The 22,224-nt window shown below is 60.8% G+C and carries 19 protein-coding genes; all 19 read left to right on the plus strand.

The window, feature by feature from the left end:
* Positions 1 to 628: 628 nt before the first annotated feature.
* On the plus strand, positions 629 to 3,553 hold the full coding sequence (locus IFT47_RS22170; protein ID WP_192174126.1) for a glycosyltransferase family 2 protein: 2,925 nt from the start codon (positions 629 to 631) through the stop codon (positions 3,551 to 3,553).
* 25 nt (positions 3,554 to 3,578) lie between these two features.
* Complete coding sequence (pseB, locus tag IFT47_RS22175) at positions 3,579 to 4,580, plus strand: UDP-N-acetylglucosamine 4,6-dehydratase (inverting) (RefSeq protein ID WP_192174127.1); 1,002 nt, start codon at positions 3,579 to 3,581, stop codon at positions 4,578 to 4,580.
* Positions 4,577 to 5,755 carry a UDP-4-amino-4,6-dideoxy-N-acetyl-beta-L-altrosamine transaminase gene (gene pseC / locus IFT47_RS22180; RefSeq protein WP_192174128.1) on the plus strand — a complete coding sequence of 393 codons (1,179 nt, stop codon included), beginning with the start codon at positions 4,577 to 4,579 and terminating at the stop codon, positions 5,753 to 5,755. The genes pseB and pseC overlap by 4 nt, the downstream gene beginning before the upstream one ends.
* Positions 5,756 to 5,785: 30 nt before the next feature.
* Entirely contained in the window at positions 5,786 to 6,484 is a 699-nt protein-coding gene (gene pseF / locus IFT47_RS22185) for a pseudaminic acid cytidylyltransferase (protein ID WP_192174129.1), read from the plus strand.
* The gene (gene pseG, locus IFT47_RS22190) at positions 6,481 to 7,572 is read left to right on the plus strand and encodes a UDP-2,4-diacetamido-2,4,6-trideoxy-beta-L-altropyranose hydrolase (protein ID WP_244656025.1); all 1,092 of its coding nucleotides are present in this window, start codon (positions 6,481 to 6,483) and stop codon (positions 7,570 to 7,572) included. Before pseF ends, pseG begins: the two co-directional genes overlap by 4 nt.
* A 70-nt stretch (positions 7,573 to 7,642) precedes the next feature.
* Positions 7,643 to 8,695, plus strand: a complete 1,053-nt coding sequence (pseI, locus tag IFT47_RS22195; RefSeq protein WP_192174130.1) for a pseudaminic acid synthase — start codon at positions 7,643 to 7,645, stop codon at positions 8,693 to 8,695.
* Positions 8,696 to 9,471: 776 nt separating this feature from the next.
* Positions 9,472 to 10,404: a ketoacyl-ACP synthase III gene (locus IFT47_RS22200; protein ID WP_192174131.1), complete on the plus strand. Its 933-nt coding sequence runs from the start codon at positions 9,472 to 9,474 to the stop codon at positions 10,402 to 10,404.
* A 101-nt stretch (positions 10,405 to 10,505) separates the two neighbouring features.
* On the plus strand, positions 10,506 to 11,801 hold the full coding sequence (locus IFT47_RS22205; protein ID WP_192174132.1) for a motility associated factor glycosyltransferase family protein: 1,296 nt from the start codon (positions 10,506 to 10,508) through the stop codon (positions 11,799 to 11,801).
* Positions 11,798 to 12,046, plus strand: coding sequence for a hypothetical protein (locus IFT47_RS22210; RefSeq protein ID WP_192174133.1), 249 nt, complete (start codon positions 11,798 to 11,800; stop codon positions 12,044 to 12,046). Before IFT47_RS22205 ends, IFT47_RS22210 begins: the two co-directional genes overlap by 4 nt.
* A 287-nt stretch (positions 12,047 to 12,333) precedes the next feature.
* On the plus strand, positions 12,334 to 13,185 hold the full coding sequence (locus tag IFT47_RS22215; protein WP_192174240.1) for a flagellin domain-containing protein: 852 nt from the start codon (positions 12,334 to 12,336) through the stop codon (positions 13,183 to 13,185).
* Between the two features lie 298 nt (positions 13,186 to 13,483).
* Positions 13,484 to 14,335 carry a flagellin domain-containing protein gene (locus IFT47_RS22220; RefSeq protein ID WP_192174134.1) on the plus strand — a complete coding sequence of 284 codons (852 nt, stop codon included), beginning with the start codon at positions 13,484 to 13,486 and terminating at the stop codon, positions 14,333 to 14,335.
* A gap of 73 nt (positions 14,336 to 14,408) precedes the next feature.
* Entirely contained in the window at positions 14,409 to 14,798 is a 390-nt protein-coding gene (locus IFT47_RS22225) for a flagellar protein FlaG (RefSeq protein WP_192174241.1), read from the plus strand.
* 78 nt (positions 14,799 to 14,876) lie between these two features.
* Positions 14,877 to 16,304, plus strand: coding sequence for a flagellar filament capping protein FliD (fliD, locus tag IFT47_RS22230; protein WP_192174135.1), 1,428 nt, complete (start codon positions 14,877 to 14,879; stop codon positions 16,302 to 16,304).
* A 120-nt stretch (positions 16,305 to 16,424) separates the two neighbouring features.
* Positions 16,425 to 16,820 carry a flagellar export chaperone FliS gene (gene fliS, locus IFT47_RS22235; protein ID WP_122534871.1) on the plus strand — a complete coding sequence of 132 codons (396 nt, stop codon included), beginning with the start codon at positions 16,425 to 16,427 and terminating at the stop codon, positions 16,818 to 16,820.
* A gap of 11 nt (positions 16,821 to 16,831) precedes the next feature.
* A complete protein-coding gene (fliT, locus tag IFT47_RS22240) occupies positions 16,832 to 17,128 on the plus strand; it encodes a flagellar protein FliT (protein ID WP_133775902.1) in 297 nt (98 codons plus the stop codon).
* A gap of 169 nt (positions 17,129 to 17,297) precedes the next feature.
* The gene (gene fleQ / locus IFT47_RS22245; RefSeq protein ID WP_192174136.1) at positions 17,298 to 18,773 is read left to right on the plus strand and encodes a transcriptional regulator FleQ; all 1,476 of its coding nucleotides are present in this window, start codon (positions 17,298 to 17,300) and stop codon (positions 18,771 to 18,773) included.
* A gap of 139 nt (positions 18,774 to 18,912) precedes the next feature.
* Positions 18,913 to 20,166, plus strand: a complete 1,254-nt coding sequence (locus tag IFT47_RS22250; protein ID WP_244656026.1) for a sensor histidine kinase — start codon at positions 18,913 to 18,915, stop codon at positions 20,164 to 20,166.
* The gene (locus IFT47_RS22255; protein ID WP_192174138.1) at positions 20,163 to 21,569 is read left to right on the plus strand and encodes a sigma-54-dependent transcriptional regulator; all 1,407 of its coding nucleotides are present in this window, start codon (positions 20,163 to 20,165) and stop codon (positions 21,567 to 21,569) included. Before IFT47_RS22250 ends, IFT47_RS22255 begins: the two co-directional genes overlap by 4 nt.
* Positions 21,570 to 21,886: 317 nt before the next feature.
* A complete protein-coding gene (fliE, locus tag IFT47_RS22260; RefSeq protein ID WP_065987290.1) occupies positions 21,887 to 22,216 on the plus strand; it encodes a flagellar hook-basal body complex protein FliE in 330 nt (109 codons plus the stop codon).
* The last annotated feature ends 8 nt before the right edge of the window (positions 22,217 to 22,224 follow it).

The following is a 22,224-nucleotide window of genomic DNA, read 5'->3' on the forward strand; positions in this document are numbered from 1 at the left end:
TTTGCGCTTTCTGGTCATGTAGAACTCCTCGATAAATGTATTTTCCACTTATCGAGGTGTCCGGGGAAATTAGACCACTGCACGACGCCTTCCCGGCTAAAGCCGGTCCTACTGACGGTACGCGGTGTGAATGTGGGACCGGCTTCAGCCGGGAAGGGGCCTGAATGTGCACCCTCAATTTTGTGGTGTGACGCCTGACGCTTTCCCGGCTCAAGCCGGTCCTACTGACGGTACGCGGTGTGAATGTAGGACCGGCTTCAGCCGGGAAGAGGCCTGAATGTGCATCCTCAATTTTGTGGTGTGACGCATGACGCTTTCCCGGCTAACGCCGGTCCTGCTGACGTCGCCGATCTTCCGGCAGGTGAAGAACGTGTGGGAGCGAGCTTGCTCGCGAATAAGCCGGCACATCCGCCGAATATCCATCGGTAGAGATGCCGCCTTCGTGAGCAAGCTGACTCCCATATGACCGGTGTCCGCCGCATCGTTGCCAGCCACCTTCCCGGCCAAAGCCCATCCTGCCCATTGCGCGCAGTCCCGCCATGCAGAGTTGGCGTGCTTCCTGCTTCGTCTCCCCGATATCGCCATTGATCATCTTTTTGACGCCTGGCCGCATCACAGGGAAAACGTAATGCACCCTCATTCATCTCCGGGAAACACCATGCCGCTCGATGCCCAACTGACGCTTGTGGTCCTCACCCATGACCGGCCCGCGCTCCTGCGCCGGACATTGCAGTACTACAGTGCCTCGTCGGCTCATGTGCTGGTGCTCGATGCTTCGCAGCAGTCAGCCGCAGACATCGCCGCGCTGTTCCCGCAGGTGGATTACCGCCACGTGCCTCAGTTCGCCGAGACCGGGGTCCAGAGCAGGATCGCCCACGGCGTGACCCAGGTGGCTACGCCGTTCATGGCGTTCGTGGGCGACGAAGATTTTCTGATGCATGACGCGCTGGCCCAGTCGGTGGAATTCCTCGCCGCCAACCCGGACTACGGCCTGTGCCACGGCTATTGCCTGATGTACCAGGCCCACGGCGACAAGGTTGAATACTTCCGCCGCGACAAAAAGGGCCAGGAAGACTTCGCCGCCGACGAAAGCGGCGAGCGCGTCCTGAGCTTCATGGATCACTACATTCCGCCGTTCTACGCCGTCACCCGCACGGCGCTGCTGCAACAGTGGTTTGCCGCGTTGCCCCAGAGCATCAGCGGCGAACTGCAAGAGTTCGGCCACGCCTACTTCCTGCTCTCGGCCGCCAAGGCGCGAATCCTGCCGATCCCCTACGTGGTCCGCGAACTCCACCACCGGCTCTCCGACCGCCCGACCCACATGCTGAAAAAGCTGAGTGACAGCGATCCGTCAGCCGTCCTCGAACGGCACGAATTCGCCGGTTTTCTGGCAGCCCTGACCAAGGCCGACCGCGACCTGAATGCAGCCGACGGTATCGAGCAGGTCAAAAAGGCCTACACCGCCCTGCAGGTCTGTCTCGAAGATCAACATTCCCTGGGCCTGACCAGCATCGTGTTGTCCCGCTGGAACGATGTCTTCAGACCCGTGGACCGTCAGTTCGGGCCCCGGCAGTTCGTTGAGATGCCGTTTTACAACCATGCCTTTTTCGATGTGCTGACCGAGATCGAATTCCTGATCCACGCGCTGCCAGCCGGCAAGCTGCAAATGGAACAGCTCGAAGGCACCTGGGTTCAGCAGGAAGTGCTGCTGCGCACCCACGCCAACGACAACCCCGAAACCATCGCCAACCGGATGTGGGAAGCGATGGCCCTGAACATCTTCAACCCGCACATCGTCGAACCGCTGGCCGGTCTGATGGTGCGGCAGGGCGACCCCGAAGAAGCCGCGCAAATGTCGCGCTGGCTCGAGCGCCTGAACTCGGTCCATCGCGAGGACCACCGTGAACGCTTGGCCGATATGCCGTCGGGCCAGCTGTTGCAGTGGCTGGACGCACGCCAGCCGAGCCCGGGCGACGCGCAGGCCATCCTCAACCGCATCGACAGCCTTGGCGGCGCACCGCAGTTCGGCATTCTGTTGCTGGACCTCAACGATGACATGACCAAACTCCAGGTCACCCTGGACAGCCTGGTCGAAGGCCACTGCAAGACCTTCAAGGTCGTGGTGTTCACCAGCGGCGAGCCGCCGGCAGCGACCAGTGCGCAAAACACCCTGCATTTCGTCAAGGTCAGCAAGAGCAACTGGGTCGACAAGGTCAACCAGATCGCCCGCCAATCCACGTGCCATTGGCTGATGCTGGCGGAAGTCGGTGATGCCTTCACCGCCGGCGGCCTGTTGCGCGCCTCGCTGGAACTGCAGGCCGCCCCTGAGTGCCGTGCGGTGTTCGCCGATGAAGTTCAACGTGAGGCCAGCGGTGCGCTGACCCATGTCATGCGCCCGGGCTTCAACCTCGACCTGCTGCTGAGCAACCCGACGCTGATGTCCCGCCACTGGCTGGTCCGCCGCGACGTGCTGGTCGAGGCCGGCGGTTACTCCGCCGACTTCGCCCAGGCTGCCGAATTCGAACTGCTGCTGCGCATCATCGAGCAGGGCGGCATGGGCTGGCTGGCCCATCTGGACGAGCCGCTGCTGGTCACCGACGCGCAACCGCTGGAAGAAAACCCCCAGCAGCGTCTGGCCCTGACCCGGCACCTGAACAATCGCGGCTTCAAGGCCCAGATCAGTCCGGCGGCAACCGGCGCCTGGCGCATCGATTACCGCCACATCCAGCGCCCGCTGGTGTCGATCATCCTGCATGACATCGACGACCTGCCGGTGCTGCAGCGCTGCCTGGCCAGTGTGCTGCTGCGCACGCGCTACGCGAATTACGAAGTGCTGATTGCGGACGATCACAGCGTGTCGGCGGAGCTGAGCGAATGGCTGGGCCGCCAGGAAAAAGGCCGCGTGCGGGTGATTCGTTTCGATCAACCGCTGAACCACGCCGCGCTGATCAACGCCGTGGGCGCGCAGGCCAAGGGCGAATACCTGGCGCTGCTCTCGGCCCATGGTGAAGTCATCAGCCCGAACTGGATCGACGCCTTGCTCAATCAGGCGATGCGTCCGGAAGTCGGCGTGGTCGGCGCCAAGCTGATTGAACGCAACGGCACGGTCAGTCAGGCGGGGTTGATCCTCGGCATGAACGGCGGCGTCGGTTCAGCGTTCGTCGGAGAAGCAAAAGACGCTGCCGGTTACATGAGCCGTTTGCTGCTGGACCAGAATTACTCGGCGGTGTCCGACGCTTGCCTGATGGTGCGCAAGGCGCTGTTCGACGACGTCGGCGGCCTGGATCAAGGTCATTTTGCCGACGCCTTTGCCGACGTGGATCTTTGCCTGAAAGTGGCCCAGGCCGGCTACCTGACGGTGTGGACGCCTCACGTGCAGTTCGTCCATTCGGGGTCGTTGCCTGACGCGCCACAGACGCTGGCGGCGCTGCAGGACAAATGGTCCGGTGCGTTCGCCCACGACCTGGCGTACAACAAGAATCTGCAACTGACCGGCAAGGGCTTCACCCTCGCTCAGGCCGACGGTTCCAGTTGGGCCGAGCTGCTCGCTTAAGGCCTCCGGGTTAAAGGACTACGTCATGTTCAACGGCAAATCAGTGTTCATCTCAGGCGCAACCGGCTCGTTCGGTCGCATGTTCATCCGCTCGCTGCTGGCGCGTTATCAGCCTCGGCGCGTGGTGGTGTTCTCCCGCGATGAACTCAAGCAATACGAAATGCAGCAGGAATTCAACGCCCCGTGCATGCGCTATTTCCTCGGTGACGTGCGCGATGCCGACCGTTTGCAGCAGGGCATGCGCGGCATCGATTACGTGGTCCACGCAGCGGCGCTCAAACACGTGCCGGCGGCGGAATACAACCCGACCGAGTTCATCCGCACCAACGTCAATGGCGCGGAAAACATCATCTCCGCGGCCATCGCCAACGGCGTGAAGAAGGTCGTCGCGCTGTCGACCGACAAGGCCGCCAGCCCGATCAACCTGTACGGCGCCACCAAGTTGCTGTCGGACAAACTGTTCGTCGCCGCCAACAACATCGGTGGCGAGGAGCAGACGCGGTTTTCCGTGGTGCGCTACGGCAACGTCGCCGGCTCCCGCGGCTCCATCGTGCCGTTCTTCAACAAGCTGCTGGCCGGCGGCGCGGCTGAATTGCCGATCACCGACCCGCGCATGACGCGGTTCTGGATCACCCTCGACCACGGTGTGGATTTCGTCATGCAGAGCTTCGAGCGCATGCACGGCGGCGAAGTGTTCGTGCCGAAGATTCCGTCCGTGCGCATCGTCGATCTGGCCCAGGCCATGGCCCCCGACCTGCCGCACAAGATCGTCGGCATCCGTCCCGGGGAAAAACTGCATGAGCTGATGGTGCCCCAGGACGACGCGCGCATGACCCTGGAATTCGACGACCACTACACCATCGTGCCGTCGATTCGCTTCAACAACGTCGACACCGATTTTGCCGTCGACGCCACCGGCGCACAGGGCAAGGCGGTCCACGACGAGTTCGAATACCGCTCCGACACCAACCCGGACTTCCTGTCGATCCGCCAGATCGGCGAGCTGCACGCTGACGTAAAGCCATGATTCCGTACGGCAGGCAGAGCGTTGATCAGGCCGATATCGACGCCGTGGTCGAGGTGCTCAAGTCCGACTGGCTGACCCAGGGGCCGACCCTTGAGCGCTTCGAAGCCGCTATGGCCGAGCGCTGTGAAGCGGGTTTCGCGGTGGCGGTGTGCAACGCCACGGCGGCGCTGCACATTGCCTGTCTGGCGGCCGGACTGGGGCAGGGCGACTGGCTGTGGACCAGCCCGAATACCTTTCTGGCCTCGGCCAACTGCGGGCGCTATTGCGGCGCCGACGTGGATTTTGTCGACATCGACCCGCTGACCTGGAACCTCGACACCGATGCTCTGGCGCGAAAACTTGAAGCCGCCGAATCAACCGGCACGCTGCCCAAAGTGTTGGTGGCGGTGGCGTTTTCCGGCCAGAGCTGCCACATGCGCGCCATCGGCGAACTGGCCCGGCGTTATGGGTTTGTGGTGATCGAAGACGCCTCCCACGCGGTCGGGGCGCACTACGCCGGGCGTCCGGTGGGTTGCGGCGAGTTCGCCGACATGACGGTGTTCAGCTTTCATCCGGTGAAGATCGTGACCACTGGCGAAGGCGGCATGGTGCTGACCAATCGCCCTGAACTGGCTGAACATCTGCGCCGCCTGCGCAGCCACGGCATGACCCGTGACCCGGCGCAGATGGACGAACCGAGTCACGGCCCCTGGTATTACCAGCAAGTCGAACTGGGCTTCAATTACCGCATGACCGACATGCAGGCCGCGCTCGGGCTTTCGCAGCTGAACAAACTGGACGGTTTTCTGGCCCGTCGGCGAGAGCTGGTGGCGCGCTATCAGACGCTGCTCGCCGACCTGCCGCTGACCTTGCCGGCCCTTCAGGCCGAGGCCGAGTCGGCGTGGCACCTGTATGTCGTCCGCGTGCAGACCGACATGCTTTCGGTGAGCCATCGTCAGGTGTTTGAAGGGCTGCGCGCGGCGGGCATTGGCGTGAACGTGCACTACATCCCGGTTCATCTTCAGCCCTATTACCGCGACCTGGGCCACAAACCGGGTGATTTTCCCGAGGCCGAAGCCTATTACGCCCAGGCCATCAGCCTGCCGTTGTACCCGGCGATGACCGACGCGCAACAGGACTACGTGGTTGAGCAGCTTGGCCGGCTGCTTGGCGAAACGGCGCGGGCCAGCGACTGATGCGAGCGAACCCATGACAGGCCCACGAGCATGAACGCCGTCGCCATCATTCCCGCACGGGGCGGCAGCCAGCGCATCCCGCGCAAGAACATCAAGCTGTTCAACGGCGAGCCGATGATCGCCCATTCCATTCGTGCTGCGCTGGCGAGCGGGGTGTTTGATCAGGTTGTCGTCAGCACCGACGATGAAGAGATCGCCGACGTCGCCCGCCATTACGGTGCCGAGGTGCCGTTCATGCGCCCAGCGGATCTGGCCGATGCCTTCACCGGCACGGCGGCGGTAATCCAGCATGCCCTCGGCGCCCTCAGTTGTTCCTTTGATTACGCCTGCTGCATCTACGCCACCGCGCCGCTGTTGCAGGCGCGTTATCTGCGTCAGGGCCTGGAAGCGCTCGAAGCAGCAGCCGAAAAATCCTATGCGTTCTCGGTGTGCAGCTTCGGCTTCCCGGTGCAGCGTGCGCTGTTGATCGACAGCGACGGCTGCCTGGGCGCGATGCACCCGGAATTTCGCAGCGTGCGCTCCCAGGATCTACCCGTCGCCTATCAGGACGCCGGCCAGTTCTACTGGGGCCGCAGCGATGCCTGGCGGCGCGGCGACACGGTATTTTCCGAACTGAGCCTGCCGGTGATTCTGCCCCGGCATCTGGTGCAGGACATCGACAGCCCGGAAGACTGGCTGCGCGCCGAATACCTGTACGCCGCGCTCAAGGCCGGCGGGGAACTGCAATGATGCGCGTGCTGATCCGCGCCGACGCCTCGGTGACCATCGGCAGCGGCCACATTGCCCGCTGCCTGACGCTGGCGAACACGCTACGTGCAGATGGCGCCGATGTGCATTTTGCCTGCCGCGAATTGCCGGGCCACTTACTCCAGCGGCTGGCGGATCAGGGCTATGTCACCCATGTGCTGCCCGCACGCTATGGTGCTGAAGAAGACTCGGACATCGAAGCGGCGTTGCCGTGGCAGGCGGACCTGTCTGCCTTGGCCGAAGAGATTGAAGATGAGCCGCCCTTTGACTGGCTGATCGTCGACCATTACGGGCTGGATGCACGCTGGGAAACGGCGGCGCGCGGTCTCGCCTATCGGGTCATGGCGATCGACGATCTGGCCAATCGGCCCCATGCGGTCGAGGTGTTGCTGGACCAGAATTACAGCGCTCAGGCCCTGGATCAGCCCTATGCCGCTTGGGTTGGTCCTGAGAGCCAGACCTTTCTGGGGCCGAGATTTGCTTTGCTGCGCGACGAGTTTCAGTGCGAGCCCATCGCGATCAAGCCTCGGGTGGAGCGGGTGCTGGTCAATTTTGGCGGCTTCGATGCGGCCGGTCAGGTCTACGCCACGATGCAGGCGCTTCAGGGCTTCGCTGATCTGCAGGTGGATTTCGTCGCCGGTTTGCACAATCCGCACTGGCAGGCGATGAGCGAGCTGGCGGCCTCTCGACCTGAGTGGCGGCTGCACACGCTGACCGGTGATTTTTTCGCGCTGATGCAGGCGGCCGATCTGTTTATCGGCGCCGGCGGCGGCACCACCTGGGAGCGTGCAGCGCTGGGCTTGCCGACGATCTGTATTTCGGTGGCGAACAATCAGCAGCTCAATGCGCAATTGCTGGCCGAGGCCGGTGTGCATGAGTATCTCGGGCCCCATGTGCAGCTTGAGCCCTGGCGTTTGTACGACGCCATCGAGCGGCTTTGCGGTGATGCCCCGTTACGCCAATCATTTGCCGATCAATCGAGGTTGTTGGTGGATGGCCGAGGTGCCCGGCGCATCGCTGATGCATTGGCGACAGTTGCCGATAACGCGGCAAAGGGGCAGGGCGCATGAGCCACTGCCCGTTCTTATTTTCATCGTTTGGCCTAGTGCCGGCCGATGTCAGTGCAGCGAGTGAGCAACGATGAATTCTTTCAAGATCGGTTCCCGAACCATCGGCCCCGACGCGCCGCCGTTCATCATTGCCGAGATGAGCGGCAACCATAATCAGTCGCTGGATCAGGCATTGCGCATCGTCGAGGCGGCGGCCAAGGCGGGCGCCCACGCCCTCAAGCTGCAAACCTACACCGCCGACACCATGACCCTGGACATCGCCGAGGGCGAATTCTTCATCAAAGACCCCAACAGCTTGTGGGCCGGGACCTCGCTGTATGCGCTGTATGAACAGGCGCATACGCCCTGGGAATGGCATGCGCCGATCTTCGCCCGTGCGAAAGAACTGGGGCTGCTGGCATTTTCGACGCCTTTCGACGAGACCGCCGTGGACTTTCTCGAAAGCCTCGACGTGCCGGCGTACAAGATCGCCAGCTTTGAGAACACCGACATCCCGCTGATTCGCAAGGTGGCGGCCACAGGGAAACCGATGATCATCTCCACCGGCATGGCCAGCATCGCCGAGCTGGACGAAAGCGTGCGCGCTGCGCGTGCGGCGGGCTGCAAGGATCTGGTGCTGCTGAAATGCACCAGCACCTACCCGGCGACACCGGCCAACAGCCACGTGCGCACAATTCCGCATATGGCCGGGCTGTTTGGCTGCCAGGTCGGCTTGTCCGATCACACCATGGGCGTTGGCGTGTCGGTGGCGGCGGTGGCCATGGGCGCGACGGTCATCGAAAAGCACTTCACCCTCGACCGCGCCGACGGCGGGGTCGACGCCAGTTTCTCGCTGGAGCCAGCAGAAATGGCCAGCCTGGTCATTGAAACCGAGCGCGCCTGGCAAGGCATGGGCCACGTGCAATACGGCGCCACTGAAGCCGAACAGAAATCGCTGCAATACCGCCGCTCGTTGTACGTGGTGCGGGACATCGCCGAGGGCGAGGCTTTCACCCCGGACAACATCCGCGCCATCCGCCCCGGCCTCGGCCTGGCGCCCAAACACATCGACGCCGTCCTCGGGCGCAAAGCACGACACGCGCTGAAACGCGGCTCGGCGCTGAGTTGGGATGGGGTGGGTTAGCACTCGCGCGACCGACTAAGCTTGTGAGAGGGACCATTATCTTCAGCGCACGCAAAATCGGTGGGAGCGAGCTTGCTCGCGAAGGGGCCGGTACATTCGCCGCATTTTCAGCGTTTGAAATGCCGCCTTCGTGAGCAAGCTCACTCCCACAGTGGTTCTGCGCAATGACCATTATCTTCAGCGCACGCAAAATCTGTGGGAGCGAGCTTGCTCGCGAAGGGGCCGGTACATTCGCCGCATTTTCAGCGTTTGGAATGCCGCCTTCGTGAGCAAGCTCACTCCCACAGTGGTTCTGCGCAATGCCCATAATCTTCAGCGTACGCAAAACCTGTGGGAGCGAGCTTGCTCGCGAAGGGGGCTGAACATTCGCCGCATTTTCAGGGTTTGGAATGCCGCCTTCGTGAGCAAGCTCACTCCCACGATGTCACGTGTCGTCCGATGAATTAGCGTCTGACGCAATGCCGATGACACTGAACCACCCGCCACAATCCCGTGACATCTTCATGTCAATTGCCTGTCTGACCGGCGATCTGATGTTGCGCCGTACCTGTCGGTCAGCTAAAAGCTTGTAAAACTTTTGGTGACCTGTGGGTCATAACGGGCATCTTCACTGTATCGTGTTGGCGGGCCGTGACGTCGTCGGGCTGATTCCAGAGCGATTCTGGTACTGCCCTGACCTGTACGTTGCCCTTTTTTCAGGCCGCAAGCCCCGGATTTTCAACGCCCCGCCTAACCGCGCCGGGTGATGTTCAGCAGTTTTTTATTGGGAAGCCATGATGATTGGCATCAAGAGCATAGCGAGTTATGTGCCCACGGCCGGCGTCGACAATTACGCCCAGGGTGCCAAATTCGGAAAGGATGAAGACTTCATCCTTGGCAAGATCGGTTCTGCTTTTCTGCCGCGCAAAGACGACACCCAGGAAACCTCGGACCTGTGCGTCGAAGCGGTCAACCAGCTGTTCGCCAACAACCCCGGTCTGTCGCGGGACTCCATCGATGCATTGATCGTCGTCACCCAGAACGGCGACGAAGAAGGTCTGCCTCACACGGCCGCCATCGTTCAACACAAACTCGGCCTGCCGACCCACGTCGCCGCGTTCGACATTTCCCTGGGTTGCTCGGGTTATGTCTACGGTATCTATGCGCTGAAAGGCTTCATGGAAGCGACCGGGTTGAAAAACGGCCTGCTGGTCACCGCCGACCCGTATTCGAAGATCGTCGACCCGGAAGACCGCAACACCACCATGCTCTTCGGCGACGCCGCCACCGCCACCTGGTTGAGCGATGACGCGCCGTGGCAGCTGGGCAAATCCAAGTTCGGCACCGACGGCTCGGGGGCGGAGTTCCTCAAGACCACCGACGGCGCGTTCTACATGAACGGGCGTCAGGTGTTCAACTTCGCGCTGGTCAAAGTGCCGGCGCACCTCAACGAATTGCTCGAAGACTCCGGCCTGCAATCCTCCGACGTCGATGCGTTCTGCATCCACCAGGGCAGCGCGGCCATCGTCGATGCGGTCGCCCGTCGGTTCGAGGACGGCAAGTCGCCGGAGAAATTCGTCAAGGACATGCTTGAGACCGGCAATACGGTGTCGTCCAGCATTCCGCTGCTGCTGGAAAAACACGTCATGAACGCCACCTGGAAACGCATCGCGGTCAGTGGTTTCGGCGTGGGCTTGTCGTGGGGCTCGGCGATCCTTTATCGTCCCTGACATCGCGTCACCAGGCTGATCCCAGCCTGCACAACGGCGACGCTGATTTATCAGGTCGCCGTTGTGCTTTCTGCACCTCTCTCGGGAAAAGGACTGCCGTCATGAGCGAGTTTTTCCAGCGCAACCTCGCCGTGATCCGACAGCGCTGGCCTGACGTGGTGCAGCGGTTGAGCGCCGAACACATCGAATCCATTCCTGCGCAGTTGATCGAAGGCCGACAATCGACCCTCAGCATTGGCGGGATCCAGCTCACCAGCCGCCATGATCGCCTCGCCGAAGCGCACACCCAGGCACAAAGCCTCCCCGCCAACAGCCCCGTCGTTCACCTTTACGGCACCGCCCTCGGCGATCTGCAGCGGGTATTGCTGGCCGACGCTTCCCTGCAAACGCTGCACGTTCACATCCTCAATGGCGCGCTGTTCGCCCTGGTGCTGCAACTGCTGGAACAGGATGACTGGCTGTCCGACCCCCGCGTGAACCTCGCGTACGCTGATGCCCGGAGCGAAATCCTCCTGCCATTCTTCGCGCTGCCGGCCGAACTGGTGCTGGCCGACGACAGCAGCGCACGGATCCGCGATCGACTGGTCAGCGAGGTGCACGTCGGCTTCAACAATCACGCGTTCGCCGCCGACACCCCCGACAATGCGCGCCTGCTGGAACAGGGCAGGGCGCTGCTGCAACAGGACACCGATGTCGCCGAGTTGTTTGACACTCAATCCGGGTGCGATGTGTTCGTGATCGCCACGGGGCCGAGTCTGCAACAGCATTTGCCGCGCCTCTTGAGCACGTCGAACAGCGCCAACCGGCCCCTGATCATTTGTGTGGATACCGCCTACGTGCCGCTGCGCAACCAGGGCATTACCCCGGATGTGGTGGTGAGCATCGACCACCGCATCACCCCGCGACATCTCCCCGCCGAGGATTCGGCGCACATCACGCTGGTCTATGTGCCGGGCCAGGACGCCGAGATGCTGCGAAGCTGGCAAGGCCCGCGCTACGTCGGCTATTCCACCAGCCCGCTGTATGCGCGGCTGCGCGAGCAGATTCCCAAGGCCACCTTGCATGTGGGCGGCAGCGTCATTCATCCGGCCGTCGATCTCGCGGTCAAAATGGGCGCCGCGCGGATCACCCTCTTCGGCGCCGACTTCGCCTTCCCCGGCGGCAAGACCCACACCGGGTGGCAGGACGGCGATCTGGGGCCTGCCCTGAGCATCGCCAAACACTGGGTGCGCGACGGCCGGGGCAACAAGGTCAAGACGCAGCTCAATTTCCGCAGCTACCTCATCGAACTCGAACGCTTCATCGCCCGCCACCCCGAGGTCACGTTCCTCAACACCAGCCGCGACGGTGCTTTGATCGCCGGCGCCGACTTCGACCCGGACTGGACCGCGCCATGACCCTGCCTGAACACGTTGTAGAAGAAGCCCGCGACTGCGCGAAGCTGTTTCGTCTTGGCCGGGATATCGAAGGGGCCTTGAAAATGGTCGAACTGATTGATCGATCGCTGCCGCTGATGGATGGGGTTTCTGCTGATAGACAGGCTGAATGGGGGAGGGTGTTGAGTGCGATTCTGGCGTGCCAGGAGCGGCAGGATTGGTTGGGGGTGGCGGATTGGCTTGAAGTCGAGTTTCTTGAAGTCTGACACTTTCCCATTGTCGAGAAGTTGGAGAAATCTCCTACATTAGTTTCAGTTTGATCTGAATTAAGCGGCCCGCAGCGGCCGTTTTTTTATGTTTTTTTAATATCCATTCCAATTAATGCGTTAGCCAATTTGTTACCCTTCAACTGTCGTGATGGCGCAGCCTGCCTGACATGTTTGATATTAAAGCCACTATGCAAATCGTCGATACCGGGACTGTAGGTTCTCCGGGAGAAATGGACTTCCCCGATATTAGAGAACCCTCCGTTTCTATCAACGAGGAATTCAAAATGGCTTTAACCGTAAATACCAATATTGCATCGCTTGCTATTCAAACCAAACTCAATCGTGCGAGCGATGCGCTGAGTATATCTATGACACGGTTGTCATCGGGGTTGCGGATCAACAGCGCGAAGGATGATGCAGCCGGGCTGCAGCTCGCGACGATGATGACCAATGAGATAAGAGGGCAAAGCGTCGCGTTGAGAAACGCTAACAATGGAGTATCAATGGCGCAGACAGCGGAAGGAGCGCTCAACGAGACAGCAAATATTCTCACCAGGATGAAAGAGCTGGCGATTCAAGCTCGTGATGACAATAACGGTACTGCTCAGCGCGCCGCCATGCATGATGAGTTTGTTTTGATGAGCGCCGAGCTCACCCGAACTTCCGAAGATACGAAGCTCAATGGTCGGCGGCTTCTTGATGGTTCTGCGGGGGTCATGGAGCTGCAGATTGGTACCGACACGAGCGCCGCATCTCGAATTACTCTGGATTTAAGCGCTAAGTTCGATGCTGTTTCAATGGGAGTGGATTCCCCCACGTTGGCGTTATCAGGAGCGACCACTGCCGACGCCCATACGAATGCTGACGCGGCGATGCTAGCAATCGATAAAGCTCTGATGTCTGTTACGTCTACCCGGGCGGCCTTGGGGGCGTCGCAGAACAGACTGACCTCGACGGTCGCCAACCTGCAGAGCATGAGTGAAAACACTCAATCTGCTCGTGGCAGGATTCAGGATGTCGACTTCGCCGCCGAAACCGCGGAGCTAACCAAGCAACAAACCCTGCAGCAAGCCTCCATGGCAGTGCTGGCCCAGGCGAACCAGCTGCCGTCCGCCGTTTTGAAGCTTCTCCAATAAACAACCGCCTCTATAGATAACGCCAAGCAAAACCCGGGCGCGCCGAAGGGGGCGCCCGTCTTTTTGAGAACTGGTTAACAAATCGCCGGGTGAGGTTAAAGCTTCCAGGGGTTGCGCCGAAACGCTGTGTATCCCCGGACAACAAACTGCGGGGGTGGCGCTCTGGTGGCAAATAAATTTGAAAAAGCCCTCAAGCTCCTGGCAACCGCGACGATAAACATTACGTAGGTTCTCTAGGCCACACCCGGCGCTTGCCAGGGCCGGATAGCCGCAGCAAACAACTCACGAGGAATTCATCATGGCTTTAGGCGTAAACACCAACGTAGCTTCCCTGGCTGTTCAGAAGAACCTGTCCAAAGCTTCCGATGCACTGTCGACTTCGATGACTCGTCTGTCTTCCGGTCTGAAAATCAACAGCGCTAAAGACGACGCAGCCGGCCTGCAGATCGCAACTCGCGAAACTTCGCAAATCCGCGGCCAGACTGTTGCCATCAAGAACGCCAACGACGGTATCTCGATCGCTCAGACCGCTGAAGGCGCTCTGCAAGAATCGACCAACATTCTGCAGCGTATGCGTGAACTGGCTGTTCAGTCCCGAAACGACACGAACGGTACTGCTGACCGTGGCGCACTGGACTCCGAATACGCTCAAATGTCGGACGAACTGACCCGTATCGCCGGTTCGACCAACCTGAACGGCAAGAACCTGCTGGACGGTTCGGCTAGCACCGTAACCCTGCAAGTCGGTTCCAACACCGGTACTTCGAACCACATCGACCTGGTTCTGACTGGCAGCTTCACTGCTTCGGCTCTGGGCGTTGCAAGCGGCTCTACTTCGATCAGCGGCGCGGATAACGCTACTGCTCACACCAACGTCGACGCCGCTATCTCGGCAATCGACGCGGCTCTGGCAACAATCAACAGCACCCGTTCGAGCCTCGGTGCCGCGCAAAACCGTCTGACCAGCACCATCTCCAACCTGCAAAACGTTAACGAAAACGCCACCGCAGCACTGGGCCGCGTTCAAGACACCGACTTCGCCGCTGAAACCGCTAACCTGACCAAACAACAGACTCTGCAACAAGCTTCCACCTCTGTTCTGGCCCAGGCTAACCAGCTGCCATCCGCTGTTCTGAAACTGCTTCAGTAATAACGGCTAGAGTTTTGGCGGGGGAGTATGCTTGCGTGCTCTCCCGCTTTTTACTTTCAAGAGGTGAGTGGACATGGACATAAGTAGCAGGCTGAACGTGTCTTATTCGATGGTCCAGTCGTTGCCCGCGGTGCCTGTGGTTGCTGACAAGCCTGCCGTGGCGCCTCAAGTCGTTCCTGCTCCGGCGGCTTCATCGCAGTCAGGCACGTCGACAAGTAAAGACTCAGACCCGGAAAAGAAAACCGAAGAACTGGAAGCAGCCGTCAAACAAATGGAAAAGTTCTTTCAGTCGGTTCATCGCAACCTGGAATTTTCCATCGACGATAAATCGGGGAAAGTGGTGGTGAAGGTGATCGCCACGGAAACCGGTGAAGTGGTGCGGCAATTGCCGTCTGCCGAAGCCTTGAAGCTCGCCGACAGCCTGAAGAATGCAAACAGCCTGTTATTCGACGCGAAAGTTTAAATGGCATGAAAGGTGAACGCTGTGCATGTGGCATCGCGTGCTCGTCAAAATGCCGACTACAACTGAAAGGAGACTCACATGGCTAGTCCTATTACCCCCTCCACCGGCCTCGGCTCGGGCCTGGCAATCGGTGACATCGTCACTGCGCTGGTCAACTCCGACAAGCTGGCCAAGCAAACTCAGATCACCACCCAGACCAAGCTGGTCACCACCAAAATCTCCGGCATTGGCACGCTGACGAGTGCGATGACCGCCTTTCAGACCGCGCTGACGAACCTCGGCAAGACCGACACCCCTGCGTTCGCCGGTTATGCAGCAAAAGCTTCCGATGCGACCAAGCTAACCGTCACGTCCGACAACTCGGCCGTACCCGGTACCTACAGCATCACCGTCAAAGACCTTGCAACGGCTTCGAGTGTCGCCAGTGCTTCTTTTGCCGGCGGGACCACCAGTGCTATTCCGAGTGGCGATTTGACCCTCACTCAAAATGGCATTGACACCAAGATCACCATCCCGACCGGCGCCACGTTGGCGTCGGTCGCCAAGCAGATCAATGCGCAAACCGCGACGTCAAACATCAGCGCCAACATCATCACCGATGACAATGGCTCACGCCTGGTATTCAGCTCCACGGTGACGGGCAAGGGCACGGATATCACGGCCTCCAGCACGACGTCCAGCGAATTCAATATCGTCGCTGGCGCCAAGCTCGATCCGGCCAGCAAAACCAGTGCGGGTTACATTGGCGCCCAAGCGATCGACGCCAGTCTGACCGTCAACGGCCTGACCATCACCAGCGCCAGCAACACCATCGACAAGAGCCTCGGTGGCTTGTCCATGACCCTGTTGGCGCCGGGTGCTTCGACCGTTGCGGTGACCGGCAACAACGATGGCCTGAAAGCCTCGCTGCAAACCTTCATCGATGCCTACAACACCGTTGTCAAAGCCGTGGCCAGTGTCACCAAGGCCACCATCAGCGACACCCCGGATAAAACCACCGGTGCAACAGTGACCCCGGCCGCACTGACCGGCGATGCGTTGCCGCGCTCGATCCTTTCGGCGATTCGTGATCAGTTGGTAACGTCAGGGGCACCCGGCGGTATTTCCGTGCTCTCTCAATTGGGTATTACCACCGGTCAGTCCGACGGTACGCTCAGCCTTGATGCCAAGAAGTTTTCCGCCGCGATGGATCAGGGACTTGCGGGCGACGTGCAGCAGCTCTTCAGCGGCACTGACAGCACCAACGGCTTGCTGTCTCGGATGAAGGCGGCCATCACGCCGTACACCCAGACCGGCGGCATCTTGTCCACGCGCACCAGCAGCCTCAACAAACAGCAGACTGATCTGCAGAACCAGCAGACGGCGCTCGACCTGCGCGTGACCACGCTGACCGCCACGCTGACCGCCAAATACAACGCGATGGACTTGTTGGTGGGGCAGTTGAAAGCCTCTGCGACGAGCATTACCTCGTTCTTCGACTCGCTCAATGCCCAGCAAAGCGGCTGACCGTTGACGAGCTGATCAAGACCCGGCCCCCAGTGCCGGGTTTTTGGCATCTGGCCTTAAAGTTTTCCCGGGCCGTGTCGATACCCTCACTATAGAAACTTCGTTGCGCGAGGTAAGACAATGAACCGTATGGCAGCCCTTCGTCAGTATCAGAAGGTTAACTCACACGCCCAGACCGCCGTGGCCACGCCACACCGTCTGGTACAGATGCTGATGGAAGCCGGCCTGGACCGTATCGCCCAGGCCAAAGGCGCCATCGAGCGCAAGGACATCCCCGCCAAAGGACTGTTGATCGGCAAGGCGATTGAAATCATCGGCGGCCTGCGTGAAGGTCTGGACATGGAAAAGCAGGCAGAAGCCCTGGCCCATGTCGACAACCTGTATGTCTACCTGATGAAGCGTCTGGCGGAAGCGAACATCAAATCCGATCCGAAGATCCTCGATGAAGTCAGCGGCTTGCTGACCACGGTCAAGGAAGGCTGGGACGGGATCGGCGAACAGCAACCCGTGCTCTGAAGGAGAACCCCATGAGCGCTGCACTCAAGCGAATCGAAGAAACCCGTGAAGCCTTGGTCGATGCCCTCGAGCAGCGTGACTGGGAGGCGATCGGCCAGCTCGATATGGCCTGCCGGGCCTGTGTCGATGAGGTCATCAGTCAGGCAAGCAACGATGAGCCTGAGCTGCGAAATAATCTGGAAGAGCTGCTAGGCGTCTATCGCAAGCTTATTGACGTTGCTGTGGGCGAACGTCAAGCGATCGTCGACGAAATGTCGCAGATCCAGCGAGCGAAAAGCGCGGCAAAGGTTTACCATCTGTTCGGTTGACACTTGGTCCATAGCCAAAATAAGTACGCCATAAATTTGACTGTGTACGGTTTTTTGACTTAACTAGTGAAGTTCACTAATTTCGGTGATTGACACGTCTCAACGGACGATACGAAAGCCAAGCTTGCCCGTGATCGGGCATCGAGTTGACTAGGGAAGTTGCTATTGCATGTGGCGTGAAATCAAAATCCTGCTGATCGATGACGATAGCCAGCGCCGCCGTGACATGGCGGTGATCCTGAATTTTCTGGGTGATGAGAACCTGTCTTGCTCCAGCACAGACTGGCAGCAAGTCGTGGGTTCGTTGACATCCACCCGAGAAGTGCTTTGCGTGCTGGTTGGCAGCGTGAACGCCCCGGGCAGCCTTCAAGGCCTGCTCAAAACCGTGGCCGCGTGGGACGAGTTTCTCCCGGTCCTGCTGATGGGTGAGAATTCTTCGGCCGAACTGGCGGACGATCTGCGCCGCCGGGTCCTCTCCACCGTCGAGATGCCGCCCAGCTACAGCAAACTGCTGGACTCCCTGCACCGCGCCCAGGTCTATCGCGAGATGTACGACCAGGCCCGTGAACGCGGGCGTCAGCGCGAACCCAATCTTTTCCGCAGCCTCGTCGGCACCAGCCGTGCGATCCAGCACGTGCGCCAGATGATGCAGCAGGTCGCCGACACCGACGCCAGCGTGCTCATCCTCGGTGAATCCGGGACCGGCAAGGAAGTCGTCGCGCGTAACCTGCATTACCATTCCAAGCGCCGCGATGCGCCGTTCGTGCCGGTCAACTGCGGCGCGATCCCGGCCGAGCTGCTCGAAAGCGAATTGTTCGGCCACGAGAAGGGCGCCTTCACCGGCGCCATCACCAGCCGGGCAGGGCGCTTCGAACTGGCCAACGGCGGGACGCTGTTTCTCGATGAGATCGGCGACATGCCGCTGCCGATGCAGGTCAAGCTGCTGCGCGTCCTGCAGGAACGCACCTTCGAGCGCGTGGGCAGCAACAAGACCCAGAGCGTCGACGTGCGGATCATTGCTGCGACGCATAAAAATCTTGAAGACATGATCGTCATCGGCAGTTTCCGCGAGGATCTGTACTACCGTCTGAACGTGTTCCCGATCGAAATGGCCCCGTTGCGTGAGCGTGTGGAAGACATTCCACTGCTGATGAACGAGCTGATTTCGCGCATGGAGCATGAGAAGCGCGGGTCGATCCGCTTCAATTCCGCTGCCATCATGTCTCTGTGCCGTCACGGTTGGCCGGGCAACGTGCGTGAACTCGCCAACCTCGTTGAACGCATGGCGATCATGCACCCGTACGGTGTCATCGGCGTCTCCGAGCTGCCGAAGAAATTCCGCTACGTCGACGACGAAGACGAGCAACTGGTCGACAGCCTGCGCAGCGATCTCGAAGAGCGCGTGGCCATCAACGGCCATACGCCGAACTTCGCCAGCAGCGCATTGCTGCCGCCTGAAGGCCTGGACCTAAAGGACTACCTCGGTGGTCTGGAGCAGGGCCTGATTCAGCAGGCGCTGGACGATGCCAACGGGATCGTGGCGCGCGCCGCCGAGCGTTTGCGCATCCGCCGCACCACGCTGGTGGAGAAAATGCGCAAGTACGGCATGAGCCGTCGCGAAGGCGACGAACAGGTCGAAGACTGACTGTCGTTTGACGCGTCAAAAATAAACCGCTGATTTTTCAGCGGTTTTTTTTCGGCACGGGGATTGCTATGTCTCTGGGAACATACCGTTTACTGACGGTTCGCTACCCGAGAGATCAACTATGCCCCAGGCCGCTCAGATGTCTTCCGAACCCGGTTCAGCCATTGGTTCGTTAGTGCAGCAGTCCCCGGAAGTGGCCAGCAGGCAAGGCCTTGAACAGGCCTTCGCGCTGTTCAGCCAGATGTCGACTCAACTGACCGATTCCTACGGCCTGCTCGAAGCGCGGGTCACCGAGCTCAAGGGCGAACTGGCCGTGGTCAGCGCCCAGCGCATGGAGGAATTGGCGGAGAAAGAGCGTCTGGCGAACCGCTTGCAGCATCTGCTCGATCTGCTGCCCGGCGGCGTCATTGTTATCGACGGCACCGGCATGGTCCGCGAGGCCAATCCTGCCGCACTGGATCTGCTGGGCGAGCCGTTGATCGGCATGCTCTGGCGCCACGTCATCGCCCGCTGCTTTGCGCCGCGCGAGGACGATGGCCACGAAATCTCCCTGAAGGACGGGCGCCGGCTGTCCATTGCCACCCGTTCCCTGGACGCCGAGCCGGGCCAATTGGTGCTGCTCAACGACCTGACCGAAACCCGTCATCTGCAAAGCCAGCTGGCGCGCCATGAGCGTTTGTCGTCCCTGGGTCGCATGGTCGCGTCGCTGGCCCATCAGATCCGTACGCCGCTGTCCGCCGCCATGATCTACGCCAGCCACCTGGCCGAACAGGCCTTGAACGTCGAAACCCAACAGCGCTTTGCCGGACGTCTTAAAGAGCGTTTGCACGAGCTCGAGCATCAGGTCCGCGACATGCTGGTGTTTGCACGTGGCGAGTTGCCGCTGACCGACCGGGTGACGCCGGCCGCGCTGGTGGCCGCCCTCGAATCCGCCGCCCAGACCCATGTGCGTGATGTGGCCGTGCGCTGGCAGTGCGACAGCCCGTCGGGTGAGTTGCTGTGCAACCGCGACACGCTGGTCGGCGCGCTGCTCAACCTCATTGAAAACGCGGTCCAGGCCAGTGCCGGCCAGCCTGACGGGCGTCGCCGCCTCAAGATTCATGCGTACAACCGCGGCAACACATTGCGCCTGTGTGTCAGCGACAGTGGCAGCGGCATCGAGCCTGCGGCCCTGGCCCGCATCGGCGAGCCCTTCTTCACCACCAAAACAACCGGCACCGGTCTCGGTCTGGCCGTTGTCACCGCCGTGGCGCGGGCGCATCAGGGGCGTGTCGAATTCCGCTCACGTCCGGGCCGTGGCACCTGCGCCATCGTGTCCTTGCCTTTGGTTCCTGGCGCTGGGAGTGACACGGCGTCTGGTCCGTCGGTGATAACGGCAGGTGAGCGCTCATGACCATCAAGGTGCTGCTGGTTGAGGATGACCCGTCTCTGCGCGAAGCACTGGGCGAAACCCTGGCGCTGGCCGGCCATGATTATCAGGCGGTTGGCTCGGCGGAAGAGGCGCTGATCGCCGCTGCCGATTCGTCGTTCAGCCTGGTGGTCAGCGACGTCAATATGCCCGGCATGGACGGTCACCAATTGCTCGGCCAGTTGCGCAGCCGCTACCCGCAGTTGCCGGTGCTGTTGATGACCGCCCACGGCACGGTCGACCGCGCGGTGGAGGCGATGCGTCAGGGCGCGGCCGATTATCTGGTCAAACCGTTCGAGCCCAAGGCGTTGGTGGCGTTGGTTGCCCGCCATGCGTTGGGTCGCCTCGGGCCGGCCGATGGCGAGGGTCCGATCGCGGTCGAGCCTGCCAGCGTGCAGTTGCTCAGCCTCGCCAGTCGTGTTGCGAAGAGCGATTCGACGGTGTTGATTTCCGGCGAATCGGGCACGGGTAAAGAAGTGCTGGCGCGTTTCATTCATCAGCAGTCGCCGCGCGCCGGCAAGCCGTTCATTGCGATCAACTGTGCGGCCATCCCGGACAACATGCTCGAAGCCACCCTGTTCGGCCACGAAAAGGGTTCGTTCACCGGGGCCATTGCCTCTCAGGCCGGCAAGTTCGAGCAGGCCGAGGGCGGGACTCTGCTGCTCGACGAGATTTCCGAAATGCCCATGGGCCTGCAGGCCAAGCTATTGCGTGTGCTGCAGGAGCGGGAAGTGGAGCGGGTCGGTGCGCGCAAGCCTATCGAACTGGATATCCGCGTGCTGGCGACGACTAACCGCGATCTGGCGGGCGAAGTGGCGGCCGGGCGTTTCCGCGAAGACCTGTTTTATCGACTGTCGGTGTTCCCGCTCGCGTGGCAATCCTTGCGCCAGCGTCCCGCCGACATTCTGCCGCTGGCCGAGCGTCTGCTGGCCAAGCACGTCAATAAAATGAAGCACGGGCCGGTGCGTCTGTCCGCCGAGGCGCAGCAGTGCCTGATCAGCTACGCCTGGCCGGGCAATGTCCGCGAGCTGGACAACGCGGTACAGCGAGCGCTGATTCTGCAGCAGGGCGGTGTCATTCAGGCCGAGGACTTCTGCCTTGCCGGGCCGGTCACGTTCGCCGCTGCGCCGACCCCTCAGGTGTCGGCGGTCGCGACCGGCGCCATGGAAGTGTCGCCCGATATCGGCAGCGGGGAAGGGGCCGGCGCCCTGGGTGAAGACCTGCGTCGGCGGGAGTTCCAGATGATCATCGACACCCTTCGTGCCGAGCGCGGTCGTCGCAAAGAGGCCGCCGAACGCCTCGGTATCAGCCCGCGTACGTTGCGCTACAAGCTGGCGCAGATGCGTGATGCGGGGATGGATGTCGAAGGGTTTCTGTTTGCCTCTTGAGCAGGCGCGTGTGTCGGTGAAATGGATGCCTGCCTGACTGGAGCTGACGATAGATATCCGTCAACCCGCTGATTTTTCAGTGAGTGTGATGCCGTCTTCGTGAGCAAGCTCAGTCCCACAGGGACTGCGTCTGATAGGGCATCGCGCGGTGTCAATGCGTGAAGCGCCTCTGCGTTTATGTGTCCGTTCAAATACCCATCCGAACACTTTCATCAAACGTGGCACATCGCCGCTATTGGTCTGGCACCCTTGTTGCTAATGCTTAGGTAACCGCTGAATCCGTGTCAAAAATCTGCGGCCCTTTTGAGAGAAACGTCATGACCCAAGGTGTTGAATTTAATCGCTTGATGTTGGACATGCGCTCCATGCAAATGGACGCCATGGCTCAGCCCAAGGCCATCGCAGCGCCAGAACAGGCCGGTGCGAGCAGTTTTGCTGACATGCTCGGCATGGCGGTGAACAAGGTCAACGACACCCAGCAGGCGTCGAATCAGTTGTCGACCGCTTTCGAGATGGGCAAGAGCGGCGTGGACCTCACCGACGTGATGATCTCCTCGCAAAAAGCCAGCGTGTCGTTTCAAGCGCTGACCCAGGTACGCAACAAGCTGGTTCAGGCGTACCAAGACATCATGCAAATGCCGGTTTGAGGACGATT

This window comes from Pseudomonas sp. CFBP 13711 (assembly GCF_014842265.1).
Lineage (GTDB): Bacteria > Pseudomonadota > Gammaproteobacteria > Pseudomonadales > Pseudomonadaceae > Aquipseudomonas.